This window comes from Synechococcus sp. HK05, assembly GCF_019104765.1.
In the GTDB taxonomy this organism is placed as follows: Bacteria; Cyanobacteriota; Cyanobacteriia; order PCC-6307; family Cyanobiaceae; genus Vulcanococcus.
Map to the genome: position 1 here is coordinate 1 of NZ_JAHRXJ010000004.1, position 19,986 is coordinate 19,986.

The 19,986-nt window shown below is 57.3% G+C and carries 20 protein-coding genes and 1 pseudogene; 11 read left to right on the forward strand and 10 right to left on the reverse strand.

Going from position 1 to position 19,986, the window contains the following annotated elements:
* Nucleotides 1-395: 395 nt before the first annotated feature.
* A pseudogene (locus tag KUL97_RS13860) lies at nucleotides 396-803 on the forward strand (Ig-like domain-containing protein); the annotation flags it as partial.
* 52 nt (nucleotides 804-855) lie between these two features.
* Here the strand turns inward: KUL97_RS13860 and KUL97_RS13670 are convergent.
* Nucleotides 856-1,101 (reverse strand): hypothetical protein, encoded by a 246-nt coding sequence (locus KUL97_RS13670; RefSeq protein ID WP_254896156.1) that lies wholly within the window; start codon nucleotides 1,099-1,101, stop codon nucleotides 856-858.
* Between the two features lie 149 nt (nucleotides 1,102-1,250).
* On the opposite strand from KUL97_RS13670, the gene KUL97_RS13675 reads away from it, so the two are divergent.
* Nucleotides 1,251-2,222 (forward strand): calcium-binding protein, encoded by a 972-nt coding sequence (locus KUL97_RS13675; protein WP_254896157.1) that lies wholly within the window; start codon nucleotides 1,251-1,253, stop codon nucleotides 2,220-2,222.
* Between the two features lie 944 nt (nucleotides 2,223-3,166).
* Here the strand turns inward: KUL97_RS13675 and KUL97_RS03265 are convergent.
* A complete protein-coding gene (locus KUL97_RS03265; protein ID WP_217795565.1) occupies nucleotides 3,167-5,302 on the reverse strand; it encodes a VapE domain-containing protein in 2,136 nt (711 codons plus the stop codon).
* A gap of 51 nt (nucleotides 5,303-5,353) precedes the next feature.
* Nucleotides 5,354-5,509, reverse strand: coding sequence for a hypothetical protein (locus KUL97_RS03270; protein WP_217795566.1), 156 nt, complete (start codon nucleotides 5,507-5,509; stop codon nucleotides 5,354-5,356).
* A 441-nt stretch (nucleotides 5,510-5,950) separates the two neighbouring features.
* Here KUL97_RS03270 and KUL97_RS03275 point away from each other — a divergent pair, with 441 nt between their 5' ends.
* The 3 genes from KUL97_RS03275 (at nucleotide 5,951) to KUL97_RS13680 (ending at nucleotide 7,516) form a co-directional block, all read left to right on the forward strand.
* Entirely contained in the window at nucleotides 5,951-6,352 is a 402-nt protein-coding gene (locus KUL97_RS03275) for a hypothetical protein (RefSeq protein ID WP_217795567.1), read from the forward strand.
* Between the two features lie 127 nt (nucleotides 6,353-6,479).
* Entirely contained in the window at nucleotides 6,480-6,836 is a 357-nt protein-coding gene (locus KUL97_RS03280) for a hypothetical protein (RefSeq protein WP_217795568.1), read from the forward strand.
* A 32-nt stretch (nucleotides 6,837-6,868) separates the two neighbouring features.
* Complete coding sequence (locus KUL97_RS13680; RefSeq protein WP_254896158.1) at nucleotides 6,869-7,516, forward strand: hypothetical protein; 648 nt, start codon at nucleotides 6,869-6,871, stop codon at nucleotides 7,514-7,516.
* Here KUL97_RS13680 and KUL97_RS13865 read toward each other — a convergent pair.
* Nucleotides 7,419-7,637 carry a ribbon-helix-helix domain-containing protein gene (locus tag KUL97_RS13865; RefSeq protein WP_368656076.1) on the reverse strand — a complete coding sequence of 73 codons (219 nt, stop codon included), beginning with the start codon at nucleotides 7,635-7,637 and terminating at the stop codon, nucleotides 7,419-7,421. The two genes, KUL97_RS13680 and KUL97_RS13865, sit on opposite strands and share 98 nt — an antisense overlap.
* A gap of 231 nt (nucleotides 7,638-7,868) precedes the next feature.
* On the opposite strand from KUL97_RS13865, the gene KUL97_RS03290 reads away from it, so the two are divergent.
* Nucleotides 7,869-8,882, forward strand: coding sequence for a DUF932 domain-containing protein (locus KUL97_RS03290; RefSeq protein WP_217795570.1), 1,014 nt, complete (start codon nucleotides 7,869-7,871; stop codon nucleotides 8,880-8,882).
* A 27-nt stretch (nucleotides 8,883-8,909) separates the two neighbouring features.
* Here KUL97_RS03290 and KUL97_RS03295 read toward each other — a convergent pair whose 3' ends face one another.
* Entirely contained in the window at nucleotides 8,910-9,542 is a 633-nt protein-coding gene (locus KUL97_RS03295) for a hypothetical protein (RefSeq protein WP_217795571.1), read from the reverse strand.
* Nucleotides 9,543-9,958: 416 nt separating this feature from the next.
* Here KUL97_RS03295 and KUL97_RS03300 point away from each other — a divergent pair, with 416 nt between their 5' ends.
* Nucleotides 9,959-10,822, forward strand: a complete 864-nt coding sequence (locus tag KUL97_RS03300) for a DEAD/DEAH box helicase (protein ID WP_217795572.1) — start codon at nucleotides 9,959-9,961, stop codon at nucleotides 10,820-10,822.
* On the opposite strand, the gene KUL97_RS03305 is transcribed toward KUL97_RS03300, so the two are convergent.
* The 3 genes from KUL97_RS03305 to glnA all read right to left on the reverse strand — a co-directional run bounded on the left by KUL97_RS03305 (nucleotide 10,803) and on the right by glnA (nucleotide 14,299).
* A complete protein-coding gene (locus KUL97_RS03305; protein WP_217795573.1) occupies nucleotides 10,803-11,120 on the reverse strand; it encodes a hypothetical protein in 318 nt (105 codons plus the stop codon). The genes KUL97_RS03300 and KUL97_RS03305 overlap by 20 nt on opposite strands.
* Entirely contained in the window at nucleotides 11,117-12,799 is a 1,683-nt protein-coding gene (locus tag KUL97_RS03310) for a phage integrase SAM-like domain-containing protein (protein WP_217795574.1), read from the reverse strand. The genes KUL97_RS03305 and KUL97_RS03310 overlap by 4 nt, the downstream gene beginning before the upstream one ends.
* 81 nt (nucleotides 12,800-12,880) lie before the next feature.
* Nucleotides 12,881-14,299: a type I glutamate--ammonia ligase gene (glnA, locus tag KUL97_RS03315; protein WP_217795575.1), complete on the reverse strand. Its 1,419-nt coding sequence runs from the start codon at nucleotides 14,297-14,299 to the stop codon at nucleotides 12,881-12,883.
* Nucleotides 14,300-14,529: 230 nt separating this feature from the next.
* On the opposite strand from glnA, the gene KUL97_RS03320 reads away from it, so the two are divergent.
* Together KUL97_RS03320 and KUL97_RS03325 are read left to right on the forward strand one after the other, a co-directional pair.
* Nucleotides 14,530-15,060 (forward strand): allophycocyanin subunit beta, encoded by a 531-nt coding sequence (locus KUL97_RS03320; RefSeq protein ID WP_217796003.1) that lies wholly within the window; start codon nucleotides 14,530-14,532, stop codon nucleotides 15,058-15,060.
* Nucleotides 15,061-15,130: 70 nt separating this feature from the next.
* Nucleotides 15,131-16,300, forward strand: a complete 1,170-nt coding sequence (locus KUL97_RS03325) for an alanine--glyoxylate aminotransferase family protein (protein WP_217796004.1) — start codon at nucleotides 15,131-15,133, stop codon at nucleotides 16,298-16,300.
* Here the strand turns inward: KUL97_RS03325 and KUL97_RS03330 are convergent.
* Nucleotides 16,230-16,748: a nucleoside deaminase gene (locus KUL97_RS03330; protein WP_217795576.1), complete on the reverse strand. Its 519-nt coding sequence runs from the start codon at nucleotides 16,746-16,748 to the stop codon at nucleotides 16,230-16,232. The genes KUL97_RS03325 and KUL97_RS03330 overlap by 71 nt on opposite strands.
* A 55-nt stretch (nucleotides 16,749-16,803) precedes the next feature.
* Here KUL97_RS03330 and KUL97_RS03335 point away from each other — a divergent pair, with 55 nt between their 5' ends.
* A complete protein-coding gene (locus tag KUL97_RS03335) occupies nucleotides 16,804-18,255 on the forward strand; it encodes a pyridoxal-dependent decarboxylase (protein ID WP_217795577.1) in 1,452 nt (483 codons plus the stop codon).
* Between the two features lie 10 nt (nucleotides 18,256-18,265).
* Complete coding sequence (locus KUL97_RS03340) at nucleotides 18,266-18,493, forward strand: hypothetical protein (RefSeq protein ID WP_254896160.1); 228 nt, start codon at nucleotides 18,266-18,268, stop codon at nucleotides 18,491-18,493.
* On the opposite strand, the gene KUL97_RS03345 is transcribed toward KUL97_RS03340, so the two are convergent.
* On the reverse strand, nucleotides 18,417-19,979 hold the full coding sequence (locus KUL97_RS03345) for a GTP-binding protein (protein WP_217795578.1): 1,563 nt from the start codon (nucleotides 19,977-19,979) through the stop codon (nucleotides 18,417-18,419). The two genes, KUL97_RS03340 and KUL97_RS03345, sit on opposite strands and share 77 nt — an antisense overlap.
* Between the last annotated feature and the right edge of the window lie 7 nt (nucleotides 19,980-19,986).

Below are 19,986 nucleotides of genomic sequence, written 5' to 3' on the forward strand. Positions count from 1 at the left end.
ACGGCGGTGCAACATTTACAAACTATACTACAACTGCTGGCCTGGGTTCCAATGCCGTCACCGCCGTCTACGAGAGTGGTGGCATCATTTATGCCGCCACGACATCTACCGGTTTTTTTGGTAGTTCTATAACGGGTGGAGGTCTAAGTATCTCCACCGACGGCGGCGACACCTTCACAAACTACGATACAACTGATGGTCTTGGTGACAATGTAGTCCTCGACGTCTATGCGAGCGGCAACACCATTTATGCGGCGACTAACGGCGGGCTGAGCATCTCCACTAACGGCGGCACTAGCTTCACAAATTACACTGATACCGACGGACTTGTCTCAAATTTTGTCAACGCTGTCTACGCGAGCGGCGACACCATTTATGCGGCGACTAGCGGTGGCTTGAGCATATCCACTAACGGTGGCGCCAGCTTCACAAATTACACCGATGCCAACGGACTTGGCAACAATCGAGTCGAGGCCGTCTACGAGAGCGGCGGCACCATTTATGCGGGCACATTCAGCGGCCTGAGCATTTCAGCGGCTCCAGCACTCGTAACTTCTACGCCTGCTGACGATACCTCTGATGTAGCTGTTAGCAGCGATCTAGAATTGACATTCTCGGAAGATATTAGCGCGGGAACTGGTAACATTCTTATCAAGAAGTCATCTGACGGCACAACAGCGGCAGCAATCCCGATTAACGATCCTCAAGTCACGTTCGGTGGCCCCATTCTTACGATCAACCCAACAGCTGATCTCGATGTCGGAACCGACTACTACCTGGAGATCGCACCCGGCGTCATTCGAAATACCGGATTCAACATCTTTGCAGGCCTAACCACCTCCACCGATCTTAATTTCACAACCGCTGCAGCGCCAGACACCACAGCGCCAACGGTGAGCCCATCCCCTGCTCCTGCTCCTGCTCCTGCTCCTGCTCCTGCTCCAGCTCCAGCTCCAGCTCCAGCTCCAGCTCCAGTTCCTGCTCCAGCTCCAGCTCCAGCTCCAGCTCCTGCTCCTGCTTCTGCTCCTGCTTCTGCTCCTGCTTCTGCTCCAGCTCCAGCTCCAGCTCCAGCTTCCCCGCCGGCTGTCGTTGACAACACACCCGTCGACCCCGCTCCCGCCGGCACCAACATTCAGCCCAGCGACGACGACGGTGATGGCATTAAGGAGGTCATCATCGCCAATGATGGCACCACTGTTGACGGCAACCGTGACGGTATTGCGGATGCGGAACAAACCGACGTTGCCGGCTTGCGCCTCATCAATGACGGCGCCGTCGGTAGCGACTACGGCGCCGTCCAGGTCAGTGACGGCACCCAGATCACTGCCGTCACCCTGATCAGCCCCGATTCCGAAACAGGGGTGTTGGCTGTTACCGGCCGTGATGGCAGCACCGTAATGGCCGAACTGCCTTCAGGCATCAGCAACAACTTCGCTGGCGCCGTGGCGTTTGATGTGAGTGGCCTGGAAATCGGTGGCAGCACCAGCACCACGATCAATCTGCCCACAGGGCTTCAGGTGGATTCCTCCAACAGTGCTTACATGCGCTTCAACTACCTCACCAACCAGTTTACAGACTATGTGGATAACCAAGGCAATCCTCTCTATTCCTTCCAGGACACCAACGGCGATGGCACTCCCGACGCTGTGGTGCTCCAGCTGGTAGATGGTGATCCCCAGTGGGATGGCGATGGAGAAGCCAATGGCACGGTTGTGGATCCCGGATTCGTGGGCAATGGCCAGCGGACTTTCATGGGAACCAAACGCCGCGACACCTTGATCGGCAATGTGCTTTCCAACACCATGGACGGCTACGCCGGTCGGGACTGGCTCCAGGGGGATGCAGGTCGTGATGTACTCAAAGGCGGCCGCGACAAGGACCGTCTCTGGGGTGGGGCTGGCGCTGATCAGATCACCGGCGGCAAGCATGCCGATCGGATCCTTTACTACTCCGCCAATGAATCCACCATTGATCAGGCCGATACGGTGAAGTTCGGCAAGAAGGATCGCTTCCAGTTCCGTTCCTTTGATGGTGACAGCGTCACGGAAGGTCAGCAGTCGCTGCGCTACATCGGCAAGAAGGCGTTCAGTGGTAGCGCCGGTGAGCTGCGGTTTACAGGCGGTGGCCTGCAGGCGGACACCACCGGCGATGGCCAGGCCGACTTCGTGGTGAATTTCGCCAAAGCCACACCCTGGTTCTCGGAGGCGAACATCCTGATCTGATCAGGTCTGCAGCTCCTGTAACCAGCCGTTAAACGCTTCCAGGTGCTGCTTAAAAGCTGGCCAGAGTTCCAGGGCGCGACCACGCAGGCGCCGCACCTGCTCTGGCTCCAGCTGATATGGCCTCAGGCTTGTTCTATGCCTTATTTGCATCGACAACCCTTCTTTCTCTGGCCCAAGAAGGGATAGTCGCGTTCTAGGGCCGCGGAGAGCGTAAATCCGATCGAACTCATGAGGCTGCGTGGTGCCGGTTGCTCACGAGTGCACCGGTGCAGGCTTGCGGCCACCCATGACCTGTCAGTGGTCAGCTTGACGCCGCGATCAGTTGCTTTGCTTCTTTGGTCTGTACTGCAGGCCGGACTGGGGCGGGATCGGATCCTGTGAGCCAGCGTTGCGCCGAGACCGGGTTCACAAGGTATCGACGCCGTGATGAATGGCTTGAGCTCCTATCGAGGTAATCGATCCCTTCCCGAAGAACACCCTCTCGTATCTGAGCAATCAACCAGTCTCGACCACAGTACAAATAACGAGTAGCTTCCTGCAGGGGAACAAATCGATCAGGCAGTTTTTGGCCAGAGAGTCTTGTTACATCAGCTTGCAGGCGTTCAAGCCTGAGAATGACATCACGTAATTGCCTTGCAAGGTTGCGCTGGTCTTCCATGTCGTATCTGTAGTGCTATTTATATCTGTATTTTAGTACTTCCTAACGCGCGAGCGAAAAATGAACTGCGGCGCCGAGAATGTCTGGAAAGAAGTGATGGTGAGTGATCAGCTGCTCAGCTCACATGCGGGCAAGAGAAAGGTGCAATCTATCAGCAATGAAAGATTTTAAGAATAGATATTTACTTGTTTTCAATTGAGTATTGAGTAAAAAACTGAAAAGCCCTCTGGTGCAAGCACTCTCGGTGCTCAGCCAAAGGGCAATTATCTGATCATGTGATCAAGAATCAGAACGGAAAGTCCGTTCCTGCAAACGGATCGTGCTTCTTGTAGCCAGGTCCAACAGGAAGCTCTTTCCCTGCTGCTTTGAGAAGATCAACGATGACCGTCCCGTTTGGTGTGGGTTCAATGCCTGGGGCAAACCATACACCGCGTGTCCGTGCAGCGTAACCAACATTGTGATCTTTCAGCCCATTGACTTGATGGGGATAACGCTGATAGCCCAACTGGGTCAAGCAGTCCCTGATGCGCCTTGAGTCTCCGGAGCGGCCACCCTTGATATGGCGAACCTCCATCCCTAGCACAGTTTTTAGGATGTCATGGTCGAAGACGACTGGTGTGCCGTCAATGTGTGCCTCGATAATCCCTAGCCATGGATCCTCCTTGAAGGATTCCAGCGCGATCTGGGCAACCAGATCAATCTCTTTTCGAGTCAGAACTGGCTGTTGTCCAGAACGGTAGGCTTTCATGACCGCTGACCAGATCTTCATCAGGTCCCTCGTCAGCAGCTGATGATCGACATCTTCAAATAGATCAATGATCATCATTCGTCGGTTGCCAGTCGAATCGACGAGTAGCTTCTCCTGATTGGTTGTCCCCCAAAAGACACACCGCCTGGGTTGGTCTTCGACGGCAGCAGCATAAGGAGCCCGATAGTTATCAATATGCCGACTGATTAAGGCTTTGAGCTGAGCCTCATGTTTGGAGTCGATATGACCATCGATTTCTTCAAACTCGCAGTGCCAGCAGGCTCCAAGCTGAATCAGGAAGTCCTTTTCATTGGTGAGGACTGACGTTGAGATGTAGTGTTCAGCAGACCCCGCAAGCGCTTTGATTGTCCGTGTCTTGCCGACACCCTGTTTTCCGCGCATGATCAGGATCTGGTCGTACTGGTAGCCAGCATGAAAAGCTCGATACACAGCAGCTAGCAGATGAATCCCTAAAATCCGTGATTCGATTGGTGTCCTAAGGGATAGGTACCTAGCTCCAATTTCATCCAAGGTACAAGCGGGTTCATGCTGCTCTGAATGCAGCAAAAAATTCTGTACAGGGTTGTACGTGGATTGTTTGCCGACGAAAAGAAAGGCATCGCTGACAGTTGCAGACGTATGGTGAATGCCGTGCTCGACTGCCAATTCACAGTGCATCAAGTTGAGGTCTTTGATCGGGTCACCACTAAGCTCAAGTCGTCGCTTGAGATCGTTCCAGGCTAGTTGCCCGCCATATTCTTCCTGGATGAATTGAATAAGTTCGGTCTTGTTTTTGACACGACCAGTCGGTTCCTTATCCTGTACAAGCTTGAAGCCGACGGCATCTCCATAAACATTGCTAGTCTTTCCGGTCTGCTTCCAGTGCTGGCCATCGAATCCTTTTAGCTTCGTACCTCTTGCAACAGATGGGGGCATGAAGGTATCGCCTATATGACACTGAATGAAGGTTTCATCTGCGGTGATACGACATTTCTCATCCAGATCACGTCCGCAAATGGGGCAAGGCTTAGCTGCCTCCCACTGATGGTTGTCACTGCCTGAGATGAGTAACCGCCGTTCAGGCTGATCAATCTTCACGTCTGCAAGAGCTTCCTCTAGTTCCTCGACGGTGTACTTTGTTCCAGAACATGCGTAAATGGAAGCAGCTGGTCCCTCCTCACCTTTCTTGTTGAAGTAGGTGTAACCAGGCAGTCGCATTACCCTCGAAGGGTTCTTGACGCTTGGATCAGACTTCAATGCCGCAATCAACTTTTCTTGGAGCACCAACCAGCGTTCGGGCTCAATCGGTGATGTAAATACCCAGTACTGCTGAAGACTTCTGCCACCTGTGAAGGTCTGGATTGTAGGCTCAGGCAGAATGCCTTTCCAGCAAACCGCTTGTTCCTCAATACTCAAATCATCGTGCTCAATGAATAGTGCGAGGCAACTGACAATGCTGCTGTCACTGTCACCTCCATTATTGATAACGACGTAAATCCCGAAGCGACAACGCGTCCACTGTGCAAGCGTCCCTGCGTCACAAGCCGCTTTCTCAGCACCACGACCTATGGTGCTTGGATTAGCTATCGCCCTAATCCGGGTCGTTGACGGATCCTTACCGAGTACGTCAAGAAATTGGGACGTATCCTTGGGCAGAACATTCTTGTTGTTCATCTTATAATACTTAAAAGTGTTTTTTCTTAGGCGCCTATGGCGTCTTTTTATTTAGCCGATCAGTGTTGCGAGCTGCTGCTCTTCCTGTTGGCTTTGAAGGAGTTTTCGAATCGCAGCGCTTCGGCTTGTGTTTGCCATATAGGCCAGCTTACGGATGCGATCGTGCAGTTCCTTGTCCGTACGAATCACGAAGGTGTACTCGTTCATTTTGATTATTGCGACGGCGTATTCGGAGAAGCACCGAATACAAAAACTATATTATGCACCCCTAATCTTCGCGGAGATATTTCCCAAGAAGCTGCTCAGACTGCTTTTTCTGGCAAGAGTACTCACTCTTGTCGGCCAGAAATGCCGACAAATCAAGGAATCTGTTGTGGTGGCGCCTGTATGCCACATGTCTTCTGGCGCGCAAACCCGTTGCTATGAATGAATTCTGCTGCGATCAGGTCGGCCTATAGGGGTCCAAAAAGGGAACTGCGGTATCTGACGCATCTCCAACACCCCACGCGTAGCGACTTGCGTAGAGAAAAAAAGAAAGGGTGGGTACCCCTATGGAAAGGGGCGTGTCTGACCAATTTGTGCAGCAACAGACAGATTCCTTGGCATTCAGAGCCCTCTGCATTGATGTAAGACCAAGCATCCCAAGCGATGGCACCAACCCTTAATCACATTCACCTGTTCACCACCATGAAAATCCTGTCAACACTGCAGTCTTGGCTTCCAGAACTACACAACTACACCGATGACGATCGTCGGCATCACATTGGATTCACATGGCACGGCAAGGACGGGTTGCGTGATTCCCATGATCTGGAGCTGCGGTACACGTACAACAGCGAAAGGCTTGCACTACAAGGATCACCACGTCCGGACGGCAGCTGGGCCTACACAGAAGCCAATGGTCGCACCCACACCATCTCAGCAGAACGCGCCAGAGCATTCATGCAAAGCACCCAAGAGTCTGCATCCCTGATGGTGGAGATGCTTGAGAAGTTGCGTGATGCTGGCGTTCTTGACGACATCGTTGAGACGCAAGCACAAGCAGCGTAAGGACCCAGGGATCCTGACGAACTCAACAGTCTAATCACCTGGGACAACCAATTCAACCGATTGACTTCCCCGTTGCGCTTGCGGGCGGGGAGGTCTTGTCCTGCCTGGAATTCAACCACTGGTTCACATGACACAAGCCCTGACCAAAGCAGAAGAACTCTCTGCACTCAGACGTCTGGCCGAAGAGCTCGGTCCCAATTCTTACCTGGGTCCCTGGCTACAGGATGCACTGCCCTATCTGAGCGACAGTCTCAGATCTGACATCCACCCGGTCTCAGCTCTTCAGTTGCATCAACAGGCCACTGACGATCGTGTGCAGGGACTGCTGACCATGCAACAGGCCCAGATAAAAGAACGAGAACTTCTGGATTCAGCACGGCAGAAAGCTGATGTATTGCTCCAGCAAGCCACCGCAGACGCCGAAAGAATCACCAGTCGTGCGTGGCAAGCAATTCGCCTTGCCATGAAAGAGCTGGAAGCCTGACCCTCCTAACCGTCTACTTATCCCACACACCAATGACCATCTCACGCATCAGCAACAACCTGACTCAAGACCAGGCCACAACATCTGTTCAGCCTTGGTATCCGGCATCCATGCTCGGTTGGCGGCACCCAAGAAAAGTGGCCTACATCCATCGGCATCCTCAGCTCCAGGACCAGTGCCTGTACTTCTGGAATCACCAGGAGAATATCCCTGAACCAACGACGGCTCAGGATTTGATCTTCCTACTGGAAGACATTTACGTCCAAGCGCGTGGGGAATTCAAGGCACACAAGTTGGTGATGGATATTGACCTCGGACTGGACGGACGGATCCGTCTGATCTGTGGCTTCAACACCACCTGTGCCACAACCCTGCTCTCATCCCTGTGTGCGCTATCGCCAGTCCTTCTCACCAGTCCGCTGGCACTGAGATTACGTCCTGGATCCAGCCATGGGGTCGTGATGCCAGCACTCTTCGTTGATAACGAATGGGTGGATGGCAGACCGATGGCACGCGATGAGAAGGGCAATGCACTTCCACCGATTGATCTACTGACGGAAGTACAGACACTCCTAAAGCATGCTACGGGTGTTGAGATGCTTGACCATCAGATACGGAAGGAGAGATCTCAATCTCTTTATCAGGATCATCGATCAGCTCACGAATCAACTGGGAAATAATGAGGCCACGCGATCTAAATCCAGTTTGCTTGCACAGCCCATCAATCCAATCCAGCAGATCACGCTCAAGGTCAATGGTAATGCGCACGTATTCAGTAGGCGACTCGGATTGATCAGGCATAGACAAGGAAGCACCAAGCGATGCTGGAAGTCTAAAGACTGACTTACAAGCCAACCACTAGTGCAATAGAAATCCACCAGCGGCTATCACTTGTCTGCTGGCAAGGTGCGAGAGATCCCCCTTGGTGTTGAGCCAGGGGGGATTTTTCGTTTGAACGTTCAAGTCGTTCTGGGTTTCCTGCCCTGCACATTCCGCAGGGCTCACTCCCGGTCAAGAACCGGATTCAATTCAATGGCCCATCAATTCAGCTCCGGAGTCTTCTGCTACAACAAGCCTGCATGGCATCGATTGGGTGTTGTTGTGGATGGCACCCTCTCTGCACGGGAAGCATTTCGTGTTGCCAATGCCGATTTTCATGTAGCAGGACGATCAGTCTTTGATGCCGACATGCAGCCAATCCCTGGCTACCAAGCGATCACACGCATGGATAACGGCAGAACACTCTCTGTGATGACAGAGACTTACACGCCGATCCAAAATGAATCACTCATCAGGATTGCAGAAGCACTTCACGAGGACATCAATATGGATGCCGTCTGTGTTTTGTCGGATGGCAAGAAAGTCACCTTCACTGCCAGGATCCGTGGAGCAGAAGGCGATGTCGTTCCAGGAGATCCAGTGCAGCAATACCTAATCGGCTGTACCTCCCACGACGGATCAATCCCATTCCAGTTGCTGTTCTCACCCATCCGTGTTGTCTGCCAGAACACGCTGTCTGCGGCTCTTGGTTTGGCCAGCACTCAACGCCATCGGGACAACAGCATACGCATTCGTCATACAAAAAATGCCGACAGCTTGATCCAGAGATTGCCAGAGCTTGTTGACGTAAGAAGGCGACAATTCATCGGTGGCCTCGATGAGTTACGTCACATGGCCGTCACACCCTGCAGCATGGCGCAATTCCGCCAGTACATCAGTAATGTCTTTGCGGACCAGCTGCAAGGCACGGTAAATGATGTCCGGGGTGACAAGAGCACGAAGCGTCCGAAGGAGCTGGAAGATCTTCCAGCATGGTCTTCTGTTCTCCAGAAGTTTGAAGGTGCGGGAATTGGCTCTGATCTGACTGCAAGCAGAGGAACTGCATGGAGTGCGTACCAGGCAGTCACTGAGTACATCAGCCATGAATCTGGTCGAGCCAAGGATCCGATGAATGCAGCTCGTAAGCGACTTGAGTCGATATACTGGGGTACTTCATTAGGTCGAATTGCGGAAGCACATGAGTGCGCTTTGCGAATATCTATGTAATTATCTTGGGAGGGACTCTGTCTCTCCCTACCACTCGTTCCAAGCGTTGCCAGACTCTATGATCTTTGCAATATTCTTGTAAGCTTCTACTCTGTCTCCAGATACTGAAACCTGCCATATCTTGTTTACAAAAACTTTTGGCATAACACTTGGATGCTTTTCGCCCCTTCCTTTTGCGCTATTGTATTTTAAGTGTTGCTTTCTTGCAAACCAGCCCAGTGCACCAGCTGCTGTTACTGGATTAAGCAGTGATACGGCAAGTCCTGCGGCTTGCAAGGTTGTCGATGCTGATAGTCGCTGCTTTGTTAGGTAGATGACATTGTTGGGTGTGTAGACAATGGAAAGCCAAGGTCTTGATCCCGGATCAGTGCTTGCTAGCTTCTTGACTATATTGCCGCCATATACCTGTAGCATGGCGTAGTCAATATCAGATCGTCGATTAATTGGTATTATCCAGTCGTCCTCGAATGACGTGCTAAATGCATCTAGTAGTGAGCCTGCAAGCCCTTTTAGGGAATCAAACGTCACACCTGTAGTATCAAAACGCCGCAGATACAAGTATCTTTTGCCGGGTTCGCCTTTCTCGGTTCCGTAGATACACTTATCTACGGGTAGGCGAATAAACTCTATTGACCCATCGTATTTCTGTTTAAATGGCATGGTCTTATGTGTGCATTGCGGCCATTTGATTCTATAATCTGACCGGAAGGTTGCGAATCCTAATGAAGTGCATTCGCAACCCTGCTGTGGATTGGTATATCTAGCTGCCTAGCTGGTCGAGTAGGGGCTCCAAGAGCGGCTTTACTAAGGGCTTCGCAAGGGTCATTTTGTCAGCAACTTCGAGTGCAGCCTCTGTCGCCTCAAAAGCATCTGCTGCATTCGCGGCCGCTTCTACTGCTTCACCTAGGGCAGCCGCCGCAAAAAGCTGATCAAAGCTCATGGATCTAAGCCGCATCGACTCAGATTTTGGGCTGCTCTCCCGTCTGGTGTCAACTGGTTCTGTGCTTAATGCAGCTTCCGCATAAGCTCACCAAAGCTAGATCCTGGGTCAGAATTGATATTCGAGCTCCTTATCCATGCCCCTCCGGCTTGAAGACCTCAAGCCAGAGGCCCAGGTCACGGGCCTGATCGGTCGAGAAGCCGTCCGGATCGTCAGCGCCCAGATGATGGGCGAAGCCTGCGACCTGGTCTTCCGTGATGGTCAGGGCAACCTGCAGTCCCAGATCCTGTTCCGCGACAGGGAAGCCGACCTCGAGCTGGTAGCCGGTGGCCGTAAGTGGAGCTTCCAGGGGGATGGCGACAAGTTCCGCCTTGTCTCCGAGGGCGAGCGGATCCGCCTGGCCTACCTCTTTGACCCGTACGTCGCGGTCAGCAGCAGTGCCATCGACCCACTGCCCCACCAGATCAGCGCGGTCTACGAGCACATGCTGCCGCGCCAGCCCATGTGTTACCTACTGGCGGACGACCCTGGTGCCGGCAAAACGATCATGGCTGGCCTCCTGATCAAGGAGCTGTTGATCCGTGGGGAGCTGGAGCGCTGCCTGATCGTGGCCCCAGGCTCCCTCTCGGAGCAGTGGCAGGACGAGCTCAAGGAAAAGTTCGAGCTGCAGTTCGAGCTGCTCACCCGCGATCTGATCAACGCCACAGGCCTGGGCAACCCCTTTGCCGAGAAGTCCCTGCTGATCGCACGGATGGACATGCTCTCCCGTGATCAGGAGCTGCAGACCCGTCTGGAGCAGGCACCGCAGTGGGATCTGGTGGTCTGCGACGAGTCCCACCGGATGAGCGTCCACTACTTCGGTGGTGAGTTCAAGCCCACCAAGCGCTACCAGATGGGGCAGCGGGTCGGGAACCATGCTCGCAACCTGCTGTTGATGACGGCCACACCCCACAACGGCAAAGACGACGACTTCCAGGCCTTTATGGCTGCTGCTGGATGATCTCTGGGATCCAATTCCTTGATGCTTTGTCCGTGGTTTTTCTGACCCACTTGAGTTCGCATGCAACCTCGATCTTTCTGTCTCTAGGTGACATGACAATCAAGTCCAGACTCGTATTTCCGGGAATGTCAGGATGATTGAATTCCGGTATCAGCTTCCCTGGCACTTGGCTTTGTATGGCCTCTGCTAAGGCAAGTCTCACGACATGCTCTGTTAGTAGCCTCCCCCTGCCGCACGCCAATTCGTACTGTACTTTGCTGGCTACTGCAACGGCAATCATCTGCCAGTCGATGCTCATTGCTCTTCAGTTTCGCTGATATGAATTCCTAGACTCTCTGCATTTAGCTCAACTGCCTTGAGCATTAAGCCTAGATCGTCTCTTGTGTATTCATTAAGTGACGAGTTTCCAGTCTTGCCGGTAACCATCTGAACAACGCGAACTGGCAGCCCGCTGTTGACTGAATTGTTAATAAAGGTTCTTCTCCATCCGTGAGTCCCTGGATAGTCCTTGCATTTATCTCTCATCCTCCTTTTGAGGTTGTCCCCCCAGTTCTGGTTGACGGTTTTGGGCTCCTCTTGAGGAAATGCTGGCTCCTCTGACTTGCTGTCTGAGTATTTATCCCATATGCTCTGTGCCCTTTCGGGTAACGGGATGATCCTCTGGGAATAAATTGTCTTGAGGCCACCGCGAGACCCGATCGTGCCTAGCCCTCGGCCATCCCAGTGGATAATCCTGATGCATTTAAATATTTCCTCGCCTCCTTTTCTCTCGATGAAATCGCACCTGCGCAGGCCAGCCACTTCTTGAATCCTGCATCCTGTCATGGCTTGCAGGAAAAAGACGTCGAAGCTGGGGTCCGCTTTTCCACGTTTATTCTTTCTCATGGTCGCGCAAATCTTTTGAGCAGCCGTAGGGTCGATGCATCCTTGGTTGTCTAAGCTCTTGGTCCTACCCATCTGCGTTTGCATTGCAGCTCTCCTGTCTCTTGGTAAGTTCTTGAAAGGACTAACGTCGAGTAGGTCCTGTCTGACGGCTGCATTAAATACGCTCTTCAGGTATTTCATCTCTTTGCTGGCAGTTGATAAGCGCAGTCCAGAGTTGCTGAAGAGGAAATCGCGATACTCCAGTGCCAACTCTGGGTCTAGGCCGGTTGGGAGCCTGACCTTGTAGGCAGTTGCCAGCCATCCACGAAGGCGTTCGACCGCATTGGTGACTCCCTTGTAAGTACCTTGAGCCAGCCCTTCCCTCTTCTTTGCATCGAGCAGAGCATCCCATGTCTTGCCTCGCTTTTGAATGGTCGGTGGCGGAGGTGCTGCCGTTCCTTCTGATTTGGCAAGAGAAAGCTTGTCGATGTGTTCCTTGACCAGCGTTCTGAACACGCCAAAAATCGTCCTAAGACCCTGCTCGTCTGGGTTGTAACCCTGATCAAGGCAGAGTCGTTTAACTTTTCTTTCTTCTTCTACGACCCTATCGACGGTGCACAATAAAAATGGACCCGGTGGAATATCTTCGCCTTCCATATGGACGAACGCAACTGCTTCTGGTCGCGTGTTCTTAATTTCTTCGGCATTGCCTAGTTCTCTATTTACCAATCTCCAGTAGTCGAGATTCAGTCTCTGTAAGTTCTGTCCACGCTGGTATGCCCTGATCCATTGGTCGGCAAGCGCATGACCGATAGCCTCGAGGTCATGGCCGCTGTATGAAGTGTGTGGTCGCCTTAAGGCAAGTTTCCGTTCCTCGAGCTCCCCGGATCGTCGTTGGCAATACGCCTTGGCTTCGGCCAGTGAGACCACCAAGCTCCCGTCTGCTCTTTTGATCCACTCGTCAAACTGTCCATTCCGCTCAAAGGCGCCTGGAAATTCCTTTGCGAGGTGTGACCAGTTCTTAATGAAGAAAAACCCCTCGCGACCCTTTCGCCGGTAAAGGCCAAGGCCATGAGGGGTTCCTTCGACTTTGGTTGGTTTGTCCCTGCCCATGGTCCCGCTTGATCTTGGGGAAGATCTTGGGGACCATTCTTGGGGATGCCGCAGTACCTGTCTAGTGGTGCGGGATCTGGATCAAGCGTCGTAGTACATGGTGAATTCGTGGGGGTGCGGCCGCTGGCGCAGCTGCTGCACTTCCTCGTACTTCAGAGAGATCCAGTTGTCGATGAAGTCTTCGGTGAAGACGCCACCGGCTAGCAGATACTCGTGGTCGGCCTTGAGGGCCTCCAGGGAGCCGTTCAGCGAAGCGGGCACCGTGGAGATCTTCGCGAGCTCCTCGGCGGAGAGTTCGAACAGGTCAACGTCAGTGCCGTCGCCGGGGTCGATCTGGTTCTTGATGCCGTCGATGCCGGCCATCAGCATGGCGGCGAAGCCCAGGTAGGGGTTGGAGAGGGCGTCGCCGGAGCGGAACTCGAGGCGCTTGGCCTTGGGGTTGGTGCCGGTGAGCGGAATGCGCACGGCGGCGGAGCGGTTGCCCTGGGAGTACACCAGGTTCACCGGCGCTTCGAAGCCGGGCACCAGGCGCTTGTAGCTGTTGGTGGTGGGGTTGGTGAAGGCCAGGAAGCTGGGGGCGTGCTTCAGCAGGCCGCCGATGTACCAACGGGCGGTTTGCGAGAGGTTGGCATAGGTGCCTTCACCCCAGAACAAGGGTTGGCCGCCCTTCCAGAGGCTCTGGTGCACGTGCATGCCGCTGCCGTTGTCGGCAAAGACCGGCTTGGGCATGAACGTGGCGGTTTTGCCGTATTTCTTGGCAACGTTCCGCACCACGTACTTGTAAATCATCACGTTGTCGGCGGCGCTGATCAGCTCCGCAAACTTCATGCCGAGTTCGTGCTGCGCAGTGGCCACCTCGTGGTGCTGCTTCTCGATCGGCACGCCCAGGGCACCCATGGTGAGCAGCATTTCGCTGCGCATGTCCTGCAGGGTGTCGTTGGGGGCAACGGGGAAGTAACCCTCTTTCAGTTGAATCTTGTTGGCGAGGTTGCCGCCTTCTTCCACCCGATCGGTGTTCCAGGGGGCTTCGATCGAATCGACGCTGTAGAAGCTGGAGCCGTTGGCGCTCTTGTAGCGCACGTCGTCGAAGACGAAGAATTCGGGCTCGGGGCCGAAGTAGGCGGTGTCAGCCAGGCCGGTGGAACCGAGGTAATCGAGGGCTTTCTGAGCCAGGGCGCGGGGGCAACGGGCGTAGGGCTTGCCGCTGCGGGGCTCCTGGATCGAGCAGATCAGGCTGAGGGTTTTGTGGCTGTAGAAGGGATCAATCCAGGCGGTGTTCGGATCGGGCACCATCGCCATATCCGATTCGTTGATCGCTTTCCAGCCGCGGATTGAGGAGCCGTCGAAGGCCACACCCTCGGTGAACGCGGCTTCGTCGATCAGGTCCTGGCACACGGTGAGGTGCTGCCATTTGCCGTGAAGGTCGACGAACTTGAGGTCGATCAGTTCGATGCCCTCGTCCTTGATCTGACGGAGGACGTCCTGGGCGGTTTTGGCCATGACGTAGACGCTTGGAGGCTGAGAGGAAGCCCGCCTGGAACCGGGCTCGCGGGACCGTACGGAGCAGCCTGGTCCTGCCTGTGTATCACCTGTAACCAAATTCGCGACTGGTGTGGAGTGGATTGCTTGCGTAACCGTTTCTGTCAACTTGATCAGATCCGTGCAATGGCAAGGGATCTGAGGGTTTGCAGGTGCTACGTTCCGGCTCAGGTGCGTCGATCCTTCACGCCATGCGCGATGCCATCACCGGTCTGATCGGTCGGTACGACCAGCTGGGCCGCTACTTCGATCGTGATGCGGTGGATCGCATCGCCACCTATTTCTCGCAAGCGCAACTCCGCCTGGCGGCTGTTGAGCTGATCAATCGCGAAGCCGCGGAAATCGTGCGGGAGGCCAGCCAGCGCCTGTGGCAGTCGGATCCTGAGCTGCTTCTTCCTGGCGGCAATGCCTACACCACCCGTCGCTGGGCTGCCTGCCTGCGCGACATGGACTATTTCCTCCGCTACGCCAGCTACGCCCTGGTGGCTGACGACAGCACCATCCTCAACGAGCGGGTGCTGAACGGCCTGGATGACACCTACAAGAGCCTCGGCGTGCCCACGGGTCCCACCGTTCGCAGCATCGCGTTGATGGCCGACGTGGTGTGTGAGTTGCTCCTCGATGCTGGCGTGGCCAGCGCCGATCAACTCGCAGCTGTTGTGCGTGCACCGTTTGAGCATCTCTGCCGCGGTCTTGCCGATAACAATGTCCGCGCCCGCTGAGCTGTCCTCAGCGACTGCGTAGGCTCCACTCCACAGACCCATCCAGGCCTTGGCAACCACAACTCCTTCTGTGTCCGATCGGCATCGTCTGAACCTCGGTCCGATCGCCACACCGGATCGGTTGCTACTGGGTCCTGGCCCCTCCAACGCCCATCCCACGGTGCTGCAGGCCCTGAGCCGCACACCGATCGGGCACCTCGATCCGCTCTATGTGGCGCTGATGAGCGAGGTGCAGGAGTTGCTGCGCTACGTGTGGCAAACCGATAACCGCCTCACCCTCCCCATGAGTGGCACGGGTTCGGCGGCGATGGAAGCCACCCTCGCCAACATGGTGGAGCCGGGCGACACCGTGTTGGTGGCGGTGAAGGGCTATTTCGGCCTGCGCCTGCAGGACATGGCCGGTCGCTATCGCGCCGATGTGCGCACGATCGAAAAGCCCTGGGGCGAAGCCTTCAGCCTTGAGGAGATCGAAGCTGGCCTAAAGGAGCACCGCCCCAAGATTCTGGCGATGGTGCACGCCGAAACCTCCACCGGTGTGCGCCAGCCGATGGAAGGCATTGGCGATCTCTGCCGCCAGTACAACTGCCTGCTGCTGCTCGACACCGTCACCTCCCTCGGTGCCGTGCCGCTCTACCTCGATGAGTGGAAGGTGGACCTGGCCTACAGCTGCAGCCAGAAGGGCCTCAGCTGCCCGCCTGGCCTCGGCCCCTTCACCATGGGCCCCCGCGCTGAAGAGAAGCTCGCCGCCCGCAGCGGCAAGGTGCCCAACTGGTACCTCGATGTGAGCCTGCTCAACCAGTACTGGGGCAGCGACCGGGTGTATCACCACACCGCTCCGGTGAACATGAACTTCGGCATGCGTGAGGCGTTGCGCCTGATCGCTGAAGAAGGTCTGGAGAACGTTTGGGAGCGTCACCGCCGCAATGCAGAAAAGCTCTGGGCCGGCTTGGAAGCCCTCGGCCTGCAGTGCCATGTGCCCGCGGAGCTGCGCTTGCCCACCCTCACCACCGTGCGCATTCCTGAGGGTGTGGATGGCAAGGCCTTCACCCTTCACCTGCTCAACAAGCACGGCATTGAGGTGGGCGGTGGCCTCGGCGCCCTCGCCGGCAAGGTGTGGCGCATCGGCCTGATGGGCTACAACAGCCGCGAGGAAAACGTGGATCTGCTGCTCAACCTGCTGGAGCAGGAGCTGCCGGCGTTCCGGAGCGCTGCTCCCGCCGTTGCTGCCGCCGCCGCTTAAACCAGCGTTCCAGCTGATTTCCGCAGCGCTCGGCTTCCACGCCGCCCACCACGTGCATGGTGTGGTGGGCGCTGGGGCTATCGCTCAGGTTGAGCACGCCTCCCAACCCACCGCGTTTGGGGTCATGGGCGCCAAACACCACCCGCCCCATCCGGGCCTGCACCAGTGCGCCCGCGCACATCGGGCATGGCTCCAGGGTCACGAGCAAGGTGCAGTCGTTGAACCGCCAGTCGCCCCTGAGCCGAGCTGCTTGCTGCAGCGCCACCAGTTCGGCGTGTCCCAACGGCTGTTGATCACGCTCCCGCCGGTTACTGCCCCAGCCCAGGGCACGGCCCTGACCGTCCAGAACCACGGCTGCCACGGGGATCTCTCCCTCGTCGCCCACGGCCTCCGCGCGCCGCAGCAGCCGCCGCATCCAGAGGATGTGCTCCGCAGGCTCCAGATCCATCGCCTCCGCTCTGTGCAGAATGCCAGCGCCTGATCCCATCCCGCCATTGGCGAGAATGGAGCCACCCTGTGGCGCCGCCTTGGCTCCAGCCCCTCAGCACGGGCCTGCGGCCTCTGCGTCGCTGCCGCTGTTTCCCGATCCGGCTCAGCTGGATCCGGCTCTGTGCGCCTTTCTTCAGCAGGCCAGCGATCAGCTGTGCCGCTGGTGGGCCGGTTCGAGCACCCGTTCCCCCCTTCCCCTGCTGAGTGTGCTGCCGGATGCGGCACCCGGCTCCATCGGCCTCGATCCGATCGCCCTGCTGGATGATCTGCAGCTGGTGATGGATGGCGCCTTCAATCCCGTGCATCCGGGCTCGATGGCTCACCTGGATCCGCCGCCGCTCACGGCTTCGGTGGCTGCGGATCTGATTTGTGCCGGCCTCAACAACAACCTGTTGGCGGAGGAGCTCTCCCCCAGCCTCTCGCGCCTGGAGCGCAGCCTCTGTGGCTGGATGGGGGAGCGCTTGGGCTTGGGTGAGCAGGCCGGTGGCGTGGCCGCCAGCGGCGGCAGCTTGAGCAATTTGATGGCGCTGGTGGTGGCGCGCCATCAGCGCGGGCTGGTGGGCGTGCAGGAGGCACGGGTGTTCTGCAGTGCTGATGCGCACGTGTCGCTCGCCAAAGCCCTGGCTGTGATGGGCTTGCCCTCCACCGCATTGCGGCCTGTGCCCGTGGATCACAGCGGTGCTCTGCGGGTTGATCACCTCGCTGCTCAGCTGGACGCTGCCACCGCCGCTGGGGTGCCGGTGCTGGCGGTGGTGGCCACAGCCGGCACCACCGTGCGCGGTGCCATCGATCCTCTGGGGCCCATCGCGGCGTTGTGCCGCCAGCACCAGATCTGGCTGCACGTTGATGGTGCGATTGGTGCTGTGTTCGGCCTCAGTGCTGCCCATGCCCATCTCACCGCGGGCCTCAGCGCAGCCGATTCGCTCACGGTGAACCCGCAGAAGTTGCTGGGGATCACCAAAACCTCGTCGCTGCTGCTGCTGCGCCAACCCGATGCCCTGGCGGCCTGCTTCGCCACCGGTCTTCCCTACATGGAACCCAGCTGGGCTGAAGCCCATGGCGGTGAATGCGGCTTGCAGGGCACCCGTCCGGCGGAGGTGCTCAAGCTCTGGCTCGGCCTGCGTCAGTTGGGGCTGCGTGGCATCGAACAGCTCCTCGACGGAGCTGTGCAGCGCCGTGCGCAGCTGCAAACGCTGCTGGCTGGTCTACCGCTGCAGCACTGCAGCGGCCCGTTGCATCTGCTGGCCTTCACCCCCGAGGGGCTCGATGCTCAGGCGGCGGAGCAGTGGTCGCAGCACACCCGCCATCGTTTGCTCGAGCGCCAGCTGATGCTCTCGCGGCCGCTTTATCAGGGCCGCCATCACCTCAAGGCCGTGCTCGGCAACCCCCACACCGGCGCTGCTCAGTTGGAGGCGGTGGCTGAGGTGGTGGAGGCTTCCCTTCACGCTTCTCGTCCCCTTCGCTGATTCACGCTGCATGAGCGCACCCCCAACCCGCGGCCGCTGGGTGGCCATCATCACGGGCGCCATTTCGATCCTGATCGCGGTGGCCTATCTGGTGCTGATCACGGTGCTGGATTCCCGAGGCCCCTTGTTGCCGCCGCCGCCTGAAGCCATGGGCTTGAGCATCAGCGCCGATCCTGCGGCCGCGGTGGCAGCTGTTCGCGCTTCTGCTGACGCTGCAGGGGTTCCACCACTCGGTTGAACGCTGCACTGAGAAACGCTTGCAGCGCGGAATCGCGGCGGTTGAGGTCGTACTGCTGTTGCACCACCTCCTGCATGCCGCCATCCCCCCAATCCTGATCCTGCTGGAAGTAGGTGATGAAGCTGCGGCCTGCAACGCGGGTGAGCCAGCCCGCGCCAACGGCTTGCACGGCACGGCTGAGGAGCAGGGCCGGCACATTCAGGCTCAGGGCCGCGCTGATCAGGCCCATACCCCCCTTGATCACACCGAGGCTCGCCAGGGTTCGCCCCACTGACACCGCCAGGTCCTGGGCTGAAGCACGGCTCAGGCTCACGCCGTGGATGCGCCCGATCTCCATCACCATCTGGGCGTTGACCGCCGCTGCCCCCAACAGATCCACTCCGGGTAGGGGCGTGGCGGCGATCACACCGGCGCTGATCCAGCTGTAGCGATCCACCACCGCCTCGGCATCCTGCTGGCGCTGGTCGTTGAGCAGCCTCCTGCCGGCGTCGCTCAAACGACGGCTCTGCATCAGGATGTTGTCGGCGATTAGTTCTTCGCCATCGCTATGCAGCACTTGGGCGATGCGGCGCAGCAGGGCATCAAGCTCGGGTGCCGGTTGCAGCGGTTGCCCCCCCGGCATCGGCACCGATTGCGGGGCAGCGCTGGCGGCAATCACGTCGTCGGCTTCAATCCGGCCCTTGCAGCGGCGGCGCAGCAGGGCCAGCAGACGGCGCTCCTCTTCGCTGCCACGCAGATCGCACTTGTTGAGCACCAGCAGCAACCGTTTACCCAGTTGCGCCAGGGCGCTGAACACCTCCTGTTCAGCGGCGCGCAGGTCGCCATCCACCACCAGAAGCAACAAATCCGCTTCAGCGGCCTGCTTGCGGGCCAGCTGTTCGCGCCGCGAACCAGCCTCGCCGGCCTCGAGGATGCCGGGTGTGTCCACCAGGCGAATGCCGCGGCTGAGATTGTTCAGGCGCAGCCGGTAGCTGAGGCACGCATCCGTGGAGCCCATGGCGGCTCCCACCTGCCCCACCACGTCCTTCAGCAGAGCGCGGATCAAGGAGGTTTTGCCGGCGGAGCCGGTGCCGAACACCACCACCACCAGGTCGCCCCGCTCGAGTTCGGCGGCCACCCGGGCGCGCTCCTGCTGCAGAGCTTCCCGCTGCACGGCATCGCGGATGCGCTCCAGCAGTTGATCGACCGCCTGCAGCTGCTGCTGGGCGGCTTCTTGCCGGTTGCTCGGTGCTGGAGCAGAGGGGCCAGCGCTGTTGTCGCCTCGGCGCCGACGGCGCCAGCCCTCCAGCCACGGCCAGGCCACCCGCGCCATCAGCAGCGCACCGCCGCCAAACAGCAGCAGCATGAAGGGGCCCACCAGCCAGGCTGGAAGCAGGTAGCTGAGCTGCCAGATCAGGTTGTTGATCGCCTGGAGCACGGCAGTGATCACCACCAGCACCAGCAGGCCGCCACCGAGCCAGAGCCAGAGCCGTGCAGGGGGTTTCACAGGGGCA